The organism is Clostridium sp. KNHs205 (assembly GCF_000702945.1).
In the GTDB taxonomy this organism is placed as follows: domain Bacteria; phylum Bacillota; class Clostridia; order Lachnospirales; family Lachnospiraceae; genus Anaerocolumna.
Genome location: NZ_JNLE01000003.1, coordinates 938,760 through 957,339 on the forward strand (window position 1 = coordinate 938,760; position 18,580 = coordinate 957,339).

An 18,580-nucleotide genomic window follows, 5' to 3' on the forward strand; every position below is an offset into this window, starting at 1 on the left:
GCCGTAGAAAAGCAGGAGGTAGAAATGTATTCTGTACATAAAAATGCTCAAATATTAATAGCGCTGCTTAAAAAATATAATATTAGAGATTTCGTAATATCGGCAGGAACAAGACATATTCCGGTAGTGTTTTCCATTGAAGAAGATGATTTTTTTAACTGCTATTCTGTCGTTGATGAAAGAAGCGCGGGCTTTTTTGCTCTGGGTCTTATTGAAAAACTGAAAAGACCTGTATGTATTATATGTACCTCCGGGACAGCTGCCGCTAATTATGTATCAGCGGCCAATGAGGCATTTTATCAACAGCTGCCTCTTGTTATCTTAACATCGGACAGGCACCCATATTATTTAAATCAACAGGAAGAACAATGCATACCGCAATTAAATTTGTATAAAGATGTATGCAAAAAAATAGTAAATCTACCCATTGTTCGTGATGAGAAAGATTTTTGGTACTGTTCCAGGTTAGTAAATGAAGCCTTGCTGGAATTAGAGCATCGAAACAGGGGGCCGGTGCATATAAATTTTCCCATTGATGATAATTATCCCATAGAACAGGGAACCTTCAGATTTGAAGAAGAAAACCTTCCGGAGGTTATTAAAATAAACCGGCTGACTTTGGAAGAACCGTTGAGTATGTGGAAAGAGAAAGCACGGTTTTTAAAAGAAAAAAAAGTGTTAATCATTTATGGTCAAAATGGTGTAATCAGTGAAGAAGAAATAAAAACAATAGAGAGTTTTTGTGAAAAATTCAATTGTTTAATTGCAACAGATCATATATCTAATTTGCATTGTGCAGGCAGCCTAAACACATTTGTTCTGAATATTCTTCAAACGCAGGCAGATTTCAAGGAAGTATGCCCGGACATTGTTATTACCATGCATGGTAATTCACTATCTTCAATCAAAAAAAAGTGTTTAGCTATGAGCAAAAGTTTTCAGCATTGGCATGTTTCCAGGGACGGAGAAATATCTGACCCCTTTAGATGTATGACAGATATTATTGAATGTTCTCCTAAGAAATTTTTTGAAATATTTGATGAATTGGTGGACGATAAATTAACTGAAAGGCAATATTTTAATTGCTGGATGACACAATATTTAAATAAAATCAGTATTACAGATGAGACGGAGCTTAAATATTCAAGCGTTTATGCGGTAAAAGGACTTCTTTCTAATCTGCCCAAAGACAGTTTGCTGCATATATCCAACAGCAGCAATGTTCGTATTGCAAGCTGCTTCCCAATAGATAACAGCATAGAAGTATTTTGCAACAGAGGGACATGCGGGATTGATGGTTCAATGTCGTCTTTTGTGGCCCAGGCGTATATTTCAGAATGTTTATGCTTTTTGACTATTGGTGATTTGAGTTTTTTCTATGATATGAATGCATTATGGAACAGATATATAGGAAAAAATATCCGCATCCTGGTAACAAACAATGCAGGCGGCGCTTTATTCCATACTGAATATTATAAACAGATAAAAACATTCCCAAATATAGACAGACATGTTGCAGCCGAACATAATACCAGTGTAAGAGGGTGGGCAGAAGCGAGAGGCTTTAAATATTTGGCAGCGATAAACAAGGAAGAGTATGATAAAGCACTCAAAATATTCCTATCTGTATCGGAGCAGCCAATTATATTAGAGGTATTTTCAGACAAGGAAATGGATGTAAAGCAATTAAGCACAGCTGTTAATAGTTACAGAAACGGTACTACAAGGGGGGTTAATGAATTAGCGGCTTCTCTTCCGGAACCAATAAAACGTAGAATAAAGAAAATATTGAAGCGGTGATAATAAATTATAGTAAAGGGGTAGTGATAAATGGAGACAAAAGAAAAAATACATAAACTCCTTCGCAGAAAATTTGGCAGGCTAATAGGATTAGATAAAAAAATATACACAGCGGAAAAGAATTATACAATCAACTATACACAAAATAAAAAACTATCAAATAAGGTTGCAGTTGTAACAGGAGGCTCCGGTGCAATTGGCAGGGCTTGTTGTATTCTTTTCGCTTCTCATGGAGCCCATGTTTATGTTGGCGGACGTAATATCTCTAATATGCAGAAGGTTGTTGATGAAATTAGGACTCTGGGAGGGCAAGCCGATGTTCTACTAATAGATGTATCCGATAATGAATCTGTTGAAAGTGCCTTTAATGGAGTAAAGGGTATAGATATTCTGGTAAATTGTGCAGGTGGTGGGGCACGTGAGAAAGCGAAATATCTTCATTTGCAGGAACCGTCTGTAGTAGAGTCTGTTATACAGTCAAATCTTATAGGAAGCATCCTTTGCTGTAGAAGTGCAGCTAATCAGATGGTCAAACAGCATAGTGGAAAAATAATCAATATATCATCTACAATAGGTGTGGGTGGAGCGAAATCATGCGTTGATTACAGTGCCGCGAAAGCGGGAATTATAGGATTTACAAAATCCCTGGCTATGGAGTTGGGCGAATATGATATTAATGTCAACTGCGTATCACCAGGTTATATTCAACGCGGTGATTATAACGAGATAACACTCGATTGGTTAAAAGACAGTAATTATATGAAAAAAGTAGGTACAATTGAGGATATTGCAAATGCAGTATTATTCCTGGCATCGGATGAATCAATATTTATCACGGGACAGAATTTGATCGTGGATGGTGGACGGTCACTTGGACTAAAGGGAGCGGAGTAAAAACTGCTATAAAAGGCAATAGAGAAAGGTGCAGATCAACAAATGGGTACTGTGAATTACAAGAAAGCAAGCACATACTATTTGATTGGAAATATTTTTAACAAAGGTGTCGCTTTTTTAACGGTACCTGTATTTACAAGGATACTATCAACTTATGATTACGGTATTGTGACTACTTATAATTCCTGGATTGCAATTTTGTCAATGATAATGGGGTTCGCATTACATACAAGTATCCGAATGGCTTACGTGGATTACAAGGAAGAAATCGATGATTTCATGTCTGTAACTACGTTTTTTACTATTATAACATCATCTGTCATAACTGCTATTGTAGTTTTGGCTGCATTAATGTTTGGTATGTCCGGACAGCTACTAATGTTCATTCTCTGTATGGTTCAAGGTTTTGCCACGGCTATTATTCAGGACTATATTTATTTTCTGATGATGAAGTATGATTACAGGCTAAAAACCGCATTGATGATACTACCGAATCTGGTTTCAATTATTCTGTCCGTATTGGCAATAACTATGATTTTTGAGACTGACAAATATATGGGACGTATTATTCCAACAGCGATAGTTACATCACTATTTGCCGTGTGGGTAATTTTTTTGGTGTTTCATAAGAGCAGAATGCTTTGGAATAAAGAATACCTGAAATACGGTCTAATCATATCCGCCCCCCTGATAATTCATGGAATTGCCCTGAACTTGCTGTCACAATTAGACAGAATAATGATTACACTTCTGGCAGATGCTTCCCAGACGGGTATATATAGTCTGATTTATAATTTTAGTATGATAGCTACAGTTATTACAACATCCCTGGAAGGTGTCTGGGTTCCCTGGTTTCTACAGAAAATGAAAGAAAAAGGGCAGGAGAAAATAATAAATATCATAGCGAAGGATTACATAAATCTCATGACCTATGCGATGGTGAGCCTGCTTCTTACCGCTCCTGAAATCGTTAAGCTGATGGCGGATAAGTCTTACTGGGAAGGTATTATAATAATTCCTCCGGTAGTACTTGCAAACTTTGTTATATTTATATATACACTATATGTAAATATTGAGCATTACTATAAAAGAACTGTGTATATCACCTGCAATACATTGATAGCAGCAGCAGTTAATCTTATTCTGAATTTTATCTTTATCCCTGAATACGGTTATATTGCCGCAGCATACACGACGCTGGCTTCTTATATGGTTTCATTTGTTCTTCATTCTATCTATGCTAAAAAGCTGGCAAAGAATCTGTATCCAATCAGTTATTTTTATCGGCCCTTAATACACCTTATATTTTCATGTGTTATTTTCTATCTGTTAATGGACAGAAGCTGGTTTCGTTGGGGAATCATGTTGATATATATAACAGCTATGCTGTTCAGAGAACGAGATCGGATATTTCAGTTTTTTCCTTCCGTTAAAATGAAACGAAGGAAGTAGAAGATAATAACAGTATAACAAACAAATAATGGCAGCCATACCAGATAATCTAATAAGCTGCCATTTCTTTTAATACCCTAACAAACTACATCACCTTAACTTCATAATACCTCATCACGGATACTTCCCTAAAACCATTCCCAGTATAAATATACAACGCCCGATCATTGGCAGCAGCTACATCCAGTGCAGCCTTTTCTAGCCCTCTGGAGAAGATTTCCTTCAAGGCTTCCCCAATCGCCGCCTTCCCATAACCTAAACCTCTGTAATCCGGAAGAACACCAAACCCATATATAAAGCCTGCATTCTCAGAAAAATCAATTTTAATCTTGCCTATCGTTATATCCTCTTTCTTAATCAGATAACTATTATCAATGGAAGAAATATATTCAGCTTCCTCCTCATTTTCTTCATCCCCAAACAAGAGCTTATCACACTCATGCAATAAGCTGATATCACCTGGCTGGGCTTCCACCAGCACCACCTGACTTAGACCATTATCCAAATCATTATTCCTTGCAGCATATTCACCAGCTAAAAGCTCCATTCGATATTCTGAAAATGAAAGTACCCCGCCCACTGATTTAATAAAAGAATTCCCGGAAGGAGAATTACCGTCTGTAAGAAGGAGAAGGCTCTTTTTATTTGCCAGCCTGCATTCTGTAAATGCATGTTCATATAAACGCCGAAAGATACCTTTATTTCGGAAGTCAGGATGTGTCATCCCATTTAACTCATAAACATTTCCGCCAAAATTACAGATACCAAGATAAGAAACCGGTCTGCCCTGTGAATAATATATATACTCCTTCATACAGGAAGAGCGAAAATCCTTCTCCGTTAAAGCTTGTGCCTCAGCCTCATGGGACACCTGTGAAAGCTTATATTCCAGTTCCAGCTTCAGATTAATATCTTCCTTTGTGCATACAGCCTCTAATTCCTTCAGATTATTGTAATCCTCTTTTGTTATAGCAACCTTCATCTCTATATAATCGTCTTTATTAATAGAAAACAATTGTATACCTCCTCCTTTGGGCAGCAGCTTCCTGCCAGCTGCTCTGCATTAATATGTAAATAAATGAGAAATCCATATAATTCCTATGATTGTAGCATCCATGTGTTATATTGTCCATTAATGATGTAGATACTGCATTTTATTCTCATAAGTTCATGATAAAATAGAGTCATACTATTTACTAGGTAAAATTTAAATATAAAAGATATTTCTTATATAACATTATTATGGAGGTAACAATGAACTATATTGATTTAAGCGGTCAATGGGAGTTGCAGCTTTCAGGTCACAAAGCAGACCGAGTACTTTTACCGGGAACCCTGGATGAAAACGGTGTAGGTTTTACTGATGCAGGGGCAAATCAATGGCATCCCGATGCCGGACTTGGAAATGAAAAGGATATGTTAGGCAATACCAGAATCTTAACCAGGCTGACAAGGAGGAATACCTACGAAGGACCAGCTTACTTTACAAAGACCTTTCAGCTTCCGAAAACGGTAGAAAGAGTATTCCTGGAAGTGGAGAGAAGCCGTCAGCTATCCCTTACTATGAAGGGCAGGGAAGTGCCTGCCTTTACTTCTGGAACCATCTCCACACCACATATATTTGAAATAACAGATTATATAGCAGAAGGAGAGAATACCTGTACCTTCTGCTGTGATAATTCTTATCCTGACTGGCCCCACGATGCCATTGTATATTCCTCTGCCGCAACAGATGAGACCCAGACCAACTGGAATGGTCTGCTGGGTTATCTGCGTCTGCGCCTTGAGAATAAGAATTTTATAGCAAATATAAGAATATATCCAAGCCTTACAACGGCCAGTGTTGTTGTGGAGCTTGATTTATCAGAAAGCTATGAAGGCTATCTGACACTTAATTCAGAAGCATTTGCAGAAACAATAACACATCCGATAACCAAACCTGCAGGAAGGCATACGGTAGAAATAAAAGACATAGCGATCAGTGAAAATGCCATATCCTGGGATGAGTTCGATCCACATCTGTATAACTTATCCGTATCCGGTGAAAGACTTGCGGAGAAGTCCGTCTCCTTTGGAATCCGGACCTTTCATAATCTCAATGGAAGACTGGCGCTAAACGGCAGAGTAATCTTTTTGCGCAGTGAATCAAACTGCTGTGTATTTCCTGAAAACGGACATATGCCAATGACCAAAGAGGAATGGACAAAGGTTCTGTCGGTCTATGAATCCTATGGAATAAACTGCATGCGCTTTCACTCCCATTGTCCCCCGGAGGCAGCCTTTGCCGCAGCTGATGAGCTGGGAATGCTGATGCAGCCGGAGCTCTCCCATTGGAATCCGGCAACTGCCTTCGAAGACGATAAGAGCTGGTCCTATTACAAAGAGGAATTACAGCAGATATTAATAAGCTATGCCAACCACCCCTCCTTTGTCATGCTGACCCTGGGAAATGAACTTCAGGCCGGAGCGCTGGGACATAAGAGAATGTATTTACTGCTCTGTTTGGCAAAAGAACTGGACAATACCAGGATGTATGCAAATGCCTCCAATCCACATTACGGAAGCCTCGGGCCGGATATGCACAGCGATTTCTATACCTCCTCCAACTATTACAAGGAGCATATCCGGGGCACCTCTGCCAATATGACGGGATATATAAATGAGCAATATCCAAATACCAGAACAAATTTTGATAAGGAAATGCAAAAGGTAAGAGAAGAATATGATAAACCGGTCTTTAACTTTGAAGTAGGACAATACGAGGTACTGCCGGACTTTGACGAATGCAATGATTTCAAAGGAATCACAAGCCCTGAGAATCTTCTGTATATTAAAGAAAGAGTGGAAGCCCAGGGATTATTAAGCCAATGGAAAACCTATGTAGAAGCCACCGGAGAGCTGTCTCTGCTGGCATACAGAGAAGAAGTAGAAGCGGTGCTTCGAACCAAAGAAATGTCCGGTATCTCCCTCTTAGGACTGCAGGATTTTCCCGGACAAGGCACTGCCCTGGTAGGAATGCTGAACTCCCATCTGAAACCCAAACCCTACTCCTTTGCCCAGCCGGAGCGCTTCAGGCAGTTTATGAACGATGTAGTACCTCTGGGACTCATGGAAAAGTACACCTACCGTGACACCGAAGTGGTAACCTGTGAAATAAAAATTGCCAACTACAGTAAAAAAGATTACACTACCAGCTCCAAAGTACTTCTCAAACACAGTGACACTCTGCTGGCAGAACAACAGCTGGAAACTGCCACCTACCCTAAAGGAGAACTAACAGCAGCAGGAAGCATAACCCTCCCCCTAGCTGCACAAACAGAAGCAAAGAAGCTAACCCTGACAATACAGGTCGGAACCTATGAAAACAGCTACCCCATATGGGTATATCCTGATGCTCCCTTAACCTGTCCGGAAGACCTGCTGCTGACCCAAAGCCTGGAGGAAGCAATAACCGCCTTACAGGAAGGCAGAAAAGTATTCCTGTCACCACCGGCAACCAGCGAGCATTTTCCTGACTCCATCAAACCGCAGTTCACCACAGATTTCTGGTCCGTAGGAACCTTCGCCTGTCAGGACGGATTTATGGGCTGCCTGGTGGATCCCAAGCACCCGGTTTTTCGAAGCTTCCCTACAGAATTTCATACCAACTGGCAATGGTGGCCTATGTGCCAGGGCCGTGCAATCAAGCTGCCTGAAAACCTGACTCCCCTTATAACAGCCCTGGACTGCTACGCCAGAATGAGAAAAATGGGCATGCTCCTGGAAGCAAAGACAGGAAAAGGCAGACTGATAATCAGTACAATGGGATTATTGGAACAACTTCATTACCCGGAAGTAACAGCCCTAACCCAAAGCATAGTAAACTACATGGCCTCACAGGACTTTCACCCGGATACAGAACTAACAGAAGAACAACTAAGAACCCTTATAAACTAATTAAACTAACTTAATAACTTAATATAACCCTACCCCACTCCAAAACCAATAACCCAAGCCCCTCCCCCCGGTAAAAAGATACATCATAAATCTACTTTAAATAACTGTGCATAAATAAGGCATTCATTGCAATAAGAATATAGCTAAATCCGGTATACCCCCTGTACCTGATTTAGCTTATTCCTACCGATTCAATCCTGAAACTATGCACAGTTATTTAAAAATCCTAACCTGTACCAGTCTTTAACCATTCTATAATCACCACATACCAAATTCTATATCTATTCCATATAAAGAATACCAAAACAGAATACAAAAACAGAATAGAATACCAAAAGACCACAATAATAAACAAAATAAATACCGGAGTAATATAAAATAATAAAAATACAAATAGTAAAAATAATATTATCCCGAACAATCAAAAAACCTCCCTCCCTCCAGGCCCTGGCAAGGTTCCGTAACCCAACGCGCAGAAAACTGTGGACCTCTTTGGGAGTTTTTGTCTCGGAAAGGTTCCCTATGACACTTAAGCTGCAGAGATTGCGCCAAGTTCATGATATGCCGCTGTCTGAGCGGCAAAAACCTCCCGAAACCCATAGCAGTTTATTCCGCGAGTTCGGCATATCATGAACTGTCCTAAGCAATCCCTGCAGCTTTAGTGGAATAAGGAACCTTGTCCGAACAAAAACGTACAAAGAGGTCCGCAGTTTTCGTCCCCCTGCCACAACCCTCCCAATATCCATGAGCAATCCGGCAGGCTTGAATTTATTCCCCCGCAATGTTATTATAATAACATTGTTATAACGAAGGAAAGAGAATCAAAAGGAGTAAACCATGGATATTTTAAGACAGCTTGCAAGCGAGCTAGGAATCCGGCTGGAACAGGCAGAAGCAACGGTAAAGCTAATAGATGAGGGCAATACCATCCCCTTTATAGCCAGATACCGTAAGGAGGTAACCGGCTCCTTAAATGACGAGGTGTTACGTGATCTGCACGAACGTCTTCTTTATCTTCGCAATCTGGAAGAGAAAAAAGCCAGTGTGCTGGCAACTATTGAAGAACAGGGAAAATTAACAGAAGAATTAAAGGCACAGATATTAGCTGCCGAAACCCTCGTAGTAGTAGAAGACCTGTACAGGCCCTACCGTCCCAAGAGAAGAACCAGAGCTACCATAGCAAAGGAGAAAGGACTTGAGCCCCTGGCAAATATCATCCTCTTACAGATGACAGACAAGCCCATAGAAAAAGAAGCGGAAAACTTCCTGGATCCTGAAAAGGAAGTAAATACCATAGAAGAAGCAATAGCAGGAGCAATGGATATCATAGCAGAGAACATCTCCGATGAAGCAGATTACCGTATCCATATCCGTAAAGTAACCTTTGAAGAAGGAAGCATCACCTCTGCCGCCAAGGACGAGAAACAGGAAAGTGTCTATGAGATGTATTACAGCTTCGAGGAGAAGTTAAGCAAGCTGGCAGGACACCGTGTTCTTGCCCTTAACAGAGGAGAGAATGAGAAAATCCTCACTGTAAAGATCCTTGCACCGGAGGATAAGATACTTCTCTATCTGGAAACGAAAGTAATTGTAAGAAAGAATCCCAATACGGAAGAGATACTAAAGAAGACCATCAGTGACAGCTACTCCCGACTGATAGCACCTGCTATTGAGAGAGAGATTCGTAACGACCTGACAGAAAAAGCGGAAGATGGTGCTATTAAGGTCTTTGGCAAGAATCTGGAACAGCTGCTGATGCAGCCTCCAATTGTCGGACAGGTTGTATTAGGCTGGGATCCCGCTTTTCGTACCGGCTGTAAGCTTGCTGTAGTGGATGCAACGGGTAAGGTACTTGACACAGTGGTGGTGTATCCAACGGCACCTCAGAATAAAGTAGAAGAAGCCAAAGCTACTGTAAGGAAGCTGATACAGAAATATAACATCACACTTATATCCGTAGGAAATGGAACAGCCTCCAGAGAATCGGAATTAATCATAGCGGACCTGCTTAAGGAATACCACGGCAGAGTACAATATATCATCGTAAATGAGGCAGGGGCTTCCGTATATTCCGCCAGTAAACTGGCTACAGAGGAATTTCCGAACTTTGATGTAGGTCAGAGAAGTGCAGCTTCTATTGCAAGAAGACTCCAGGATCCCTTGGCTGAACTGGTCAAGATTGACCCCAAAGCCATTGGTGTAGGCCAGTATCAGCATGATATGAACCAGAAGAAATTGTCCGACGCACTATCCGGTGTGGTAGAAGACAGTGTAAATAAAGTAGGAGTGGATTTAAATACTGCATCTGCCTCTCTCCTGGAATATATCTCAGGTATTACGAAAACCATAGCAAAGAATGTAGTAACCCACAGAGAAGAGAATGGCCCCTTCACTGACCGCAGGCAGCTGTTAAAGGTAGCTAAGTTAGGTCCCAAAGCCTTTGAACAGTGTGCAGGTTTCTTAAGGATCTTGGATGGTGAGAATCCCCTTGATGGTACCAGTGTTCATCCGGAATCCTACCCAGCAGCTCTTAAGCTGTTGGAGAAATCTGGTCTTGCAGCTGCTGACATTCAGGCAGGAAAGCTGTCGGGTCTGGGTAAACAGATAAGAGATAAGAAAGCCCTGGCAGCTGAACTTGGAATCGGAGAGATAACCTTAACAGATATTATTAAGGAACTTGAGAAACCCGGCAGAGATCCGAGAGAGGAAATGCCAAAGCCCATATTAAGAACCGACGTACTTGAAATGAAAGACCTTACAGAAGGTATGATATTAAAAGGTACCGTCCGTAATGTAATTGATTTTGGAGCTTTTGTGGATATTGGTGTTCATCAGGACGGACTTGTACACATATCCCAGCTAACGGATAAGAAATTCGTCAAACATCCATTGGATGTGGTCAGTGTAGGTGATATTGTAGAAGTAAAGGTCATGAGTGTGGATACTGCCAAAAAGCGAATTCAATTAACGATGAAGTTATAACTATACTAGATAGTCAAAAGTTCTTTTTGTTGTCATACGGACGGAAAAATACACAAAACAGAAAGACTCATGCTTCATTTCAAGGGATAAGAAGTCCTAATTCTCTGAATATTTTGTGCTATATTCAGAGAAAAGGACTTCTAATCCCTTTCCATAGGCGCATTCGTTCTTTCTGTTTTGTGTATTTTTCCTGAAATTGTATAAATTAACGTTAGCATGTTAAATCAACTAGAACGTTTGACTCTCAAGTAACTATATCATCTTATTATGTACAGGTACAAAAATACCTGAGTATATGTTTTTTTACTTGGACATATAAAAAGCGTATTTCAATTTATATAGTTATTCAATGTAAAAGCATCATAAAATACCAGGAATATCTATAAATCAATTCTGATATTCCTGAATAATTATAAAATATGGCAGTAGCTTATGTTAACCGGACGGTAATCGTCAGGAAAGAACATAAGCTGCTGCTTTTTTGTCGTTCCTTTAAAACAAAGGGGTAGAAAATAGTATAAGGACAAAAGATGCTGTAAAACTAATTCAATTACACAGTTTTAATGGAAATTACTGCGATGAAAAGATGTATGAAAATACAGTTTGTAACTTGTGAATTTAAAAGGTGTGTTTTATAATCGTAGCAACTGGTAAATATTTACTTAAGCACATAGGAGGAATATTCCTTATAGCAGCGTAAGATACGCCCGGTCTGCTGTCCGGGCTTGTCCGAATAAGGAAACTGAGATATACCAATTGAGGCAGTTCTTCAGCTGCATTAACCGGTAAGCATTTAACCTGATGACAGAATTTGAAAGGGGGAATCATCATGAAAAGGTTAAAGAATCTTGTAATACCCATCCTGTGTGTGGCAGTGCTTCTTCTTTTTGCCGGGGGGCCTTTAAAAGAAGCCAATGCCAAAACAATGAAGCAGTCGGCGGCAACAGTAAGTGCGGATAAAAGCACCAGGATCAATCAGCATGAAGCGATTATAATTGACATCCTAACCAACAAAATCAGTGAGAATACTGATGGAAGCGGAAAATATGAGGAATTTCTGCTGCAGTATTTCGGACTTAATAACATTAATCTGGGAGCTGCGGAGGAAGAAGAAGTGGAGGCCAAAGCAGCGGAATTACTACATCTATTGAACCTGGAAAACAAGACCAGTATGAAAGAATTATCTAGTGACAGCAAAGAAATTGCCATAGGACTTGCGAAAGATATATTTACTGCCTGCGGTTTAAAAGCAGGTTTTAACCCTTCCGGGGAACTGATAAGCCTGTCGGACAAATACAGGAATATTACTATTGTCAACGGCAAGGTAGCAGGCGAACATATTAATATGGGAGTACTCATTATTTCGGTATCAGTGGTAAGTATTCTTCTGGCTATCTGTTACGTACTGTCAAAGAAAATACAAATCAAGATTAAGGATGTGAAATACGATGGCTTTCATAAAGAAGAATTTGCCCGGTAGGTATCTGTTATTAATAGATTGTATCGGAATAATAATCTCCTACATACTGGCAGCCTGTATCCGTTACAGTGAGATAACAGAATACTGGTATTATAATGTCTTTGGCTGGGCACTGGTGTTGGGGGTATTGCTTTACAGCGGAGTATTTATAGCCTTTGATACCTATAAGGAGTTTGTTAAGAGAGGTTTTATTGACGAATTTTTGGAAGTATGCAAATTAAATATTATTTTTTCCTTAACCATAACGGCCTTTCTGTTTCTTACCAGAGAAGGAGTTGCCTTCTCAAGATTATTCTTTCTGTTGTTTTTTTTCTTTAACACAATTATTTCCCTGACCGTCAGGCAGTATTTTAAGTGGATTCTGTTAGGTGTCTATAAGAAGAGCAGGGCAAGCAGCAAAATAATGGTAGTAACTACCACCACACAGGCAGGGGAAGTATTAAAACAGATTAACGGTGAAAATTCCTGGGAATATGAAGTCAGCTATCTTACGATAGTTGACTTGGATATGACAGGAAATGAAATGTTTGGAGTTCCGGTAAGAGCAGGTATTCACAATATGTTCGAAGTAGCAAAACAGGAAGTTCTGGATGGTGTGTTCATACATTTACCAAGTAATTATACCGTGAACTTTAATCTGGAGGATATTATATTTCAGTTTAAGAACATGGGAGTAAATGTGAATCTAAGTATTAATACCTTTGGGCTTAGGCTGTCCGAGCAAAGTATTCAGAATATGAGCGGGTATCATGTACTGACCTTTAGTAACAAGGTCTTTGATGAGTACCATTTACATATTAAAAGGCTGATAGATATCTTAGGAGGTATCATCGGCTGTATATTAACACTGGTATTGGGGGTGTTCATTGCAATAGCCATTATTATAGAATCCCCCGGACCGGTATTCTTTTCCCAGGTCAGAGTAGGAAAGAACGGCAGGCGCTTTCGGATCTACAAGTTTCGTTCCATGTGTGCGGAGGCGGAAGCCAGGAAAGCCGAATTAATGGGGCAGAACGAAATGGAGGGGCAGATGTTTAAGATAACGGATGACCCTCGTATCACCAAGGTCGGAAGTTTTCTGCGAAAAACCAGTCTGGATGAATTTCCCCAGTTCTTAAATGTGCTTAAAGGGGATATGAGTCTTGTAGGTACCAGGCCTCCTACAGAAGAAGAGTTTCTTCGGTATGAGGGGCGGCATAAAAGAAGGCTTGCCTTAAACTGCGGCCTTACAGGCCTATGGCAGGTAAGCGGAAGAAGCAATATTACGGACTTTGAAGAGGTCGTTAAACTCGACCTGACATATATTGATAACTGGTCTCTTAAGATGGATTTAATAATAATTCTGAAAACAATTTTTGTAGTATTGTTTGGCAGGGGATCAAAATAAGCAGGAGGAATCGGTTTGGAACAGCTTATAGACATTCACTGCCATATACTTCCGGCGGTGGATAATGGTTCCGTTAGCATGGAACAGACAAGAAATATGCTTAAGATTGCCTATGAAGAAGGCATTACTTACATCATTGCAACACCTCATTATGGTGCCGGCTGTATAAATCCGGATAAAAGTGAACTGGAGGAAAAGCTTAGAAAGGTTCGTCAGGCAGCCAGTGAACTTAATCCTGACTTTCAAATTGAACTTGGCAATGAGCTGTTTTACAGCAGTGATATTACAGAGCATCTGCGCAAAGGAAAGGCAGCCACCTTAGCAGGTACCAGGTACTGTCTGGTTAGGTTTTACAGAGAAGAAGAGTATGAGTGTATGAGGGCAGGGCTTCACAGTCTGTTGATTCAGGGATATTACCCGATACTCTCCCATGCAGAAAATTATCAATGCCTTTATGGCAATTATGAAGGAATTGCACAGCTTATAAACCTTGGTGTTTATATGCAGCTGAATATTAAGAGCCTCTTAGGGAACCCTTTTGATTCCCGTGTAAGGCATGCAAGGCGGCTGTTAAATTATGAAATGGTTCATTTTATAGGGACAGGTTCCCGCTCCGATTCCATCAGGGCGCCTATGATGAAGGAAGGTCTTCGTTATATCGAGAACTATCACGGCTCTGAAATAAAAAGGCAGTTATTAGAGAATACCAGAAGCCTTCTTGAAAGTAAGAAGATTGACCGGAGATTCTATCCCTGTTTTGACTAAACAGGGATACGGACAGAGAAGAAGAGTATATAACAGTGTTCAAAGTGTTTATAGCTTAATCGTATGTGATAAAAGGCAGTTAAAATGTGGCCTATAGCTGGGGCCAAAGCTTTGGAGAATTACTGAAGGAATTAAGTTTCTCATTTCTCTTGGGTATAAATATACCAAATATATAAGTTCTTATACCACATAGAGAAAAAATAGGATTATACATATATAGGAGAAAGGTACGGTTTATAAAATGGAATTTGAGAAAACAGAAGAATTAGAGATTAATATAAGAGAAATATTCTATGCCTTGCTTGATAAGTTCTGGATACTTTTTTTCGCGGCAATCATTTGTGCTCTGGCAGGGGGTATCGCTACAAAGCTGACCCAGGTACCCATATATGCGGCAACAACAAAACTGTATGTAATAAACAGGCAGGATCCTGCAAAAACAGTAACCAGTGCTGATTTGTCTACGGGAAGCCTTCTGATAAAGGATTTCGAGATTCTGGTAACCAGCAGACCCATTATGGAACAGGTAATACATAATCTTGACTTAAACCTGGAGCAGGCGCAGCTTATTAGTAAAATAACCGTATATATCCCTGAAGAAACCAGAATCCTTGAGATTACGGTAAGAGATGAGAATCCTTTCCTGGCAAAAAAACTTGCCGATGAAATAGCTGATGTATCGGCAGAACAGATGATAGCGGTAATGGATATTGAGAAGGTCAGTGTAGTGGAAAGAGGTCGTATTCCATTAGCGCCTACGGAAGATAACTTTTCAAGGAATATCATGCTTGGAGGTATCTTGGGACTTGGTGCTGCCGTGGGTCTGATTGTATTGTTTTTCTTAAGCAACGACCATATAAAGAGCAACGAGGATATAGAAAATCATCTGGGAATAATCCCCCTTGCAGAAATTCCTCTGGAAGAAGATATTCTAAATACAAGGAAAGTAAGAGCGGAATTAAAAAGAGCATACAAAAAGGCAAATAAGAAAGGTTACAAAGGAGGTATTGAAAATGCAGTCAATTAATATTGAATTAAAGGCAAGTGTGGATTTCAGAGGTTATGAAGCCTATAACACACTTCGTACCAATATTCAGTTTTGCGGAAAAGATGTAAAGATAATCTGTATCACCAGCTGTATTCCAGGTGAAGGCAAATCCACCGTATCCATCCGGCTGGCAGCTTCAATGGCAGAAGGAGGGAAGAAGGTACTCTTTATAGATGCAGATTTAAGAAAGTCCAATATGATAAAAAGACTGAAGATAAATCAGTCTGTTAATGGGCTTTCCCAGTATCTCTCAGGTATGAACACAAGTGAGGAGGTAATATACAATACCAACCTGGAAGGCCTTGATATGATCTTTACCGGACCCATACCGCCAAACCCCTCGGACCTTTTAAGCAATCGGTATTTTAAAGAACTCTTACAGAGCAAAAGAGAGGAATACGATTACATCATAATTGATACTCCACCCTTAGGGCTTGTAATAGACAGCGCAAATGTAGCGGAAAGCTGTGATGGAGCGGTAATTGTAATACAGGCAGATGCCAACAGCTATAAATTTGTCCAGAAGATTATGAAACAGCTGGAAAAGAGTAATTGCCGGGTCCTGGGAGCAGTATTGAACAAAGTAGAAGTTAAGCATCAAAGGTATTACGGGTTAACCTATAAGAAATATTACGGAGCAGCCTATGCCCCGTATTAGTGGTAGCATTGCACCGATCAAATAAGTAGAAATTACTTTGTTATAGGAGGGCAATAACAGAAACCTCGCGAGTGAAAGGAAATTTACAAAGGAAAGGCTGCCACATAAGGCTTCTTTCACTCTGTATAAAATGTGGCAGTATCGCAGAACTACCTGTGATAGGCAGTGCGTGTCAATTATGAAGAAATTTATTATATTATCAGGGATTATTACATCGCTTCTATTTGCTTTGCTGATATACATAGTTGTGAAGGAAGACCGAACAGCTCCGGTCATTCATATTGACAATGAGAACCTGGTTTATAGAGAGGGAGAAGATGCCTCCTTATTGTTACAGGGTATCACGGCAGAGGATGATGTAGATGGCGATGTTACCTCCACTGTTATGGTTGGAGATCTTATCACAATGCCGGATGGTACAGCAGCGAAGATTACTTATCTGGCCAAAGATTCCAGTAATAACGTAGGACAGCTGGATATACTCATACCTTATGAAGCAGTACAAAACGCCAAAGAAGCTTCAGACAATGGAGGAGCCGGATTGCAAGAAACAGCGCAATCAAATGGTGATACGAAAACGGTTGATTCCAGGAAAGATGCAAAAGGTCAATCCGCAGATAAGAAGAAACCGGTTATAGAACTTCTTAGCACAGAGATTACTCTGAATAAAGGTGAAGACTTCGATCCGAAAGCCTATATCAAAAATATCAGTGATGACAAAGATTCCGTTCAGGCTCTTCTAAACAGTGTAACCGTAACCGGAACCTATAATATGAATCAGAAGGGAACCTATCCTATCGTACTTACAGCAGAAGACAGTGAAGGCAATCAGTCTGAAAAGGTATCCCTTGTATTAAAGGTGGAATAGTCCGTAAAAAGTGGTGGTGAAGATGGAAGGATATATTGATATACACAATCATATAATACCAAAAGTGGACGATGGTGCTCACAGTATGAACCAGGCATTGCGTATGCTGGAAATAGCTTATGCCGAAGGAATTCGCACGATGATAGCAACACCCCATATATGCTACCGAAGGGGAGAAGACAGGTTAGGCAGATTAAAGGCAGCCTTTGAGGAATTAAAAATAAAAGCAGAAGAGCATTTTCCGGAACTTAAGCTTTATCTGGGCAGTGAGATCTTTTACAGCCAGGACACCGTATACGGACTTCAGAAAAATGAAATACCTACCCTGGGTAATACGAGTTATGTATTGGTTGAATTTCAACCCTCCTGTGAATACCGTTATTTAAAGAGCAGTATTCAAAATCTGATAATAGGCGGATATAAGCCGGTTATAGCACATGTTGAACGGTATTATGTATTAAGAAAAGATATGAAACTCGTTGACGAACTGATTCTTATGGGAGCTTATATCCAATCCAATGCCTCCGGTATACGAGGGGAGGATGGAAGGGAATTGCAGCGATTTGTCAAGAGACTCCTTAAACGAAAGCTATTACACTTTGTAGCCACGGACAGTCATGGGGATGAAATCAGACCGCCAAGGATAAGGGAGTGTATCGATACGGCAAAGAAAAAGTACGGAGAAGAATATGCAGCAGATATATTTATACATAACGGCAGGAAGCTTCTTAAAGACCAATATATATAACGGGTTGCTGCTGCCCATCTATAACGATACCATCCTGGCAGTGGCTTCTTATCTGATACCCTCGGCATTTTCCGGAATACTTGCCCTTATGGTTTTTGACTTCACCTTTCTGCTGCTTGGGCAGAAGAGGAGAAACAGATTCCGGATAATGACCGGAAAGACACAGACAATACTGTTTTTATTATTTACCTATATCACTTTTGTTTTCTTTCTTGCCATTCTTTCCAGGCCTCCCGGTTCCAGAAACGATATAGATCTAATGCCTCTTGCAACCTTTTCCCATAGGCTTGAAGGTAATATCTATACCATAGAAAACATTATACTCTTTATGCCCTTTGGTTTCCTACTCTCCATGTTATTTACAGAAAATAAGCAGTTATTAATATATCTGTTGTGTGGAGTAACCTTAAGCATCACTATTGAACTTGCACAGTACCTTACACAAAGAGGGTATCTGCAGACAGATGACGTTTTGCTTAACGTACTGGGCTGCATACTGGGACATCTGATTAGCAGGAGTATTACAGACATAGCAAAGCGTTATATATTACATAGCGGATAA

General features: G+C 40.1%; 14 protein-coding genes. 13 read left to right on the forward strand and 1 reads right to left on the reverse strand.

Annotation, left to right across the window (positions count from 1 at the left end; all coding sequences use genetic code 11):
- Nucleotides 1-24 precede the first annotated feature (24 nt).
- Genes menD through BR73_RS0104090 form a run of 3 tightly spaced genes read left to right on the forward strand, consistent with a single transcriptional unit; the run spans nucleotide 25 to nucleotide 4,146 of the window.
- A complete protein-coding gene (gene menD, locus BR73_RS0104080) occupies nucleotides 25-1,800 on the forward strand; it encodes a 2-succinyl-5-enolpyruvyl-6-hydroxy-3-cyclohexene-1-carboxylic-acid synthase (protein ID WP_033164513.1) in 1,776 nt (591 codons plus the stop codon).
- A gap of 30 nt (nucleotides 1,801-1,830) precedes the next feature.
- On the forward strand, nucleotides 1,831-2,694 hold the full coding sequence (locus BR73_RS0104085) for an SDR family NAD(P)-dependent oxidoreductase (RefSeq protein ID WP_051684949.1): 864 nt from the start codon (nucleotides 1,831-1,833) through the stop codon (nucleotides 2,692-2,694).
- Nucleotides 2,695-2,736: 42 nt separating this feature from the next.
- The gene (locus BR73_RS0104090) at nucleotides 2,737-4,146 is read left to right on the forward strand and encodes an oligosaccharide flippase family protein (RefSeq protein WP_081848534.1); all 1,410 of its coding nucleotides are present in this window, start codon (nucleotides 2,737-2,739) and stop codon (nucleotides 4,144-4,146) included.
- Nucleotides 4,147-4,231: 85 nt separating this feature from the next.
- On the opposite strand, the gene BR73_RS0104095 is transcribed toward BR73_RS0104090, so the two are convergent.
- Complete coding sequence (locus tag BR73_RS0104095; RefSeq protein WP_051684950.1) at nucleotides 4,232-5,161, reverse strand: GNAT family N-acetyltransferase; 930 nt, start codon at nucleotides 5,159-5,161, stop codon at nucleotides 4,232-4,234.
- Nucleotides 5,162-5,400: 239 nt separating this feature from the next.
- Here BR73_RS0104095 and BR73_RS0104100 point away from each other — a divergent pair, with 239 nt between their 5' ends.
- The 10 genes from BR73_RS0104100 (at nucleotide 5,401) to BR73_RS27075 (ending at nucleotide 18,580) form a co-directional block, all read left to right on the forward strand.
- A complete protein-coding gene (locus BR73_RS0104100) occupies nucleotides 5,401-8,082 on the forward strand; it encodes a glycoside hydrolase family 2 TIM barrel-domain containing protein (RefSeq protein WP_033164514.1) in 2,682 nt (893 codons plus the stop codon).
- Between the two features lie 837 nt (nucleotides 8,083-8,919).
- A complete protein-coding gene (locus BR73_RS0104105) occupies nucleotides 8,920-11,064 on the forward strand; it encodes a Tex family protein (RefSeq protein WP_033164515.1) in 2,145 nt (714 codons plus the stop codon).
- 829 nt (nucleotides 11,065-11,893) lie between these two features.
- Nucleotides 11,894-12,544, forward strand: a complete 651-nt coding sequence (locus BR73_RS0104115) for a hypothetical protein (protein ID WP_033164517.1) — start codon at nucleotides 11,894-11,896, stop codon at nucleotides 12,542-12,544.
- Complete coding sequence (locus BR73_RS0104120; RefSeq protein WP_051684951.1) at nucleotides 12,513-13,931, forward strand: sugar transferase; 1,419 nt, start codon at nucleotides 12,513-12,515, stop codon at nucleotides 13,929-13,931. The genes BR73_RS0104115 and BR73_RS0104120 overlap by 32 nt, the downstream gene beginning before the upstream one ends.
- A 15-nt stretch (nucleotides 13,932-13,946) precedes the next feature.
- A complete protein-coding gene (locus BR73_RS0104125; protein WP_033164518.1) occupies nucleotides 13,947-14,696 on the forward strand; it encodes a CpsB/CapC family capsule biosynthesis tyrosine phosphatase in 750 nt (249 codons plus the stop codon).
- Between the two features lie 241 nt (nucleotides 14,697-14,937).
- Entirely contained in the window at nucleotides 14,938-15,723 is a 786-nt protein-coding gene (locus tag BR73_RS0104130) for a Wzz/FepE/Etk N-terminal domain-containing protein (protein ID WP_051684952.1), read from the forward strand.
- Entirely contained in the window at nucleotides 15,710-16,402 is a 693-nt protein-coding gene (locus BR73_RS0104135; protein ID WP_033164519.1) for a CpsD/CapB family tyrosine-protein kinase, read from the forward strand. Before BR73_RS0104130 ends, BR73_RS0104135 begins: the two co-directional genes overlap by 14 nt.
- 178 nt (nucleotides 16,403-16,580) lie before the next feature.
- Nucleotides 16,581-17,270 carry an immunoglobulin-like domain-containing protein gene (locus BR73_RS0104140; RefSeq protein WP_033164520.1) on the forward strand — a complete coding sequence of 230 codons (690 nt, stop codon included), beginning with the start codon at nucleotides 16,581-16,583 and terminating at the stop codon, nucleotides 17,268-17,270.
- A gap of 22 nt (nucleotides 17,271-17,292) precedes the next feature.
- Nucleotides 17,293-18,018 (forward strand): CpsB/CapC family capsule biosynthesis tyrosine phosphatase, encoded by a 726-nt coding sequence (locus tag BR73_RS0104145; protein WP_033164521.1) that lies wholly within the window; start codon nucleotides 17,293-17,295, stop codon nucleotides 18,016-18,018.
- The gene (locus BR73_RS27075) at nucleotides 17,960-18,580 is read left to right on the forward strand and encodes a VanZ family protein (protein ID WP_051684953.1); all 621 of its coding nucleotides are present in this window, start codon (nucleotides 17,960-17,962) and stop codon (nucleotides 18,578-18,580) included. The genes BR73_RS0104145 and BR73_RS27075 overlap by 59 nt, the downstream gene beginning before the upstream one ends.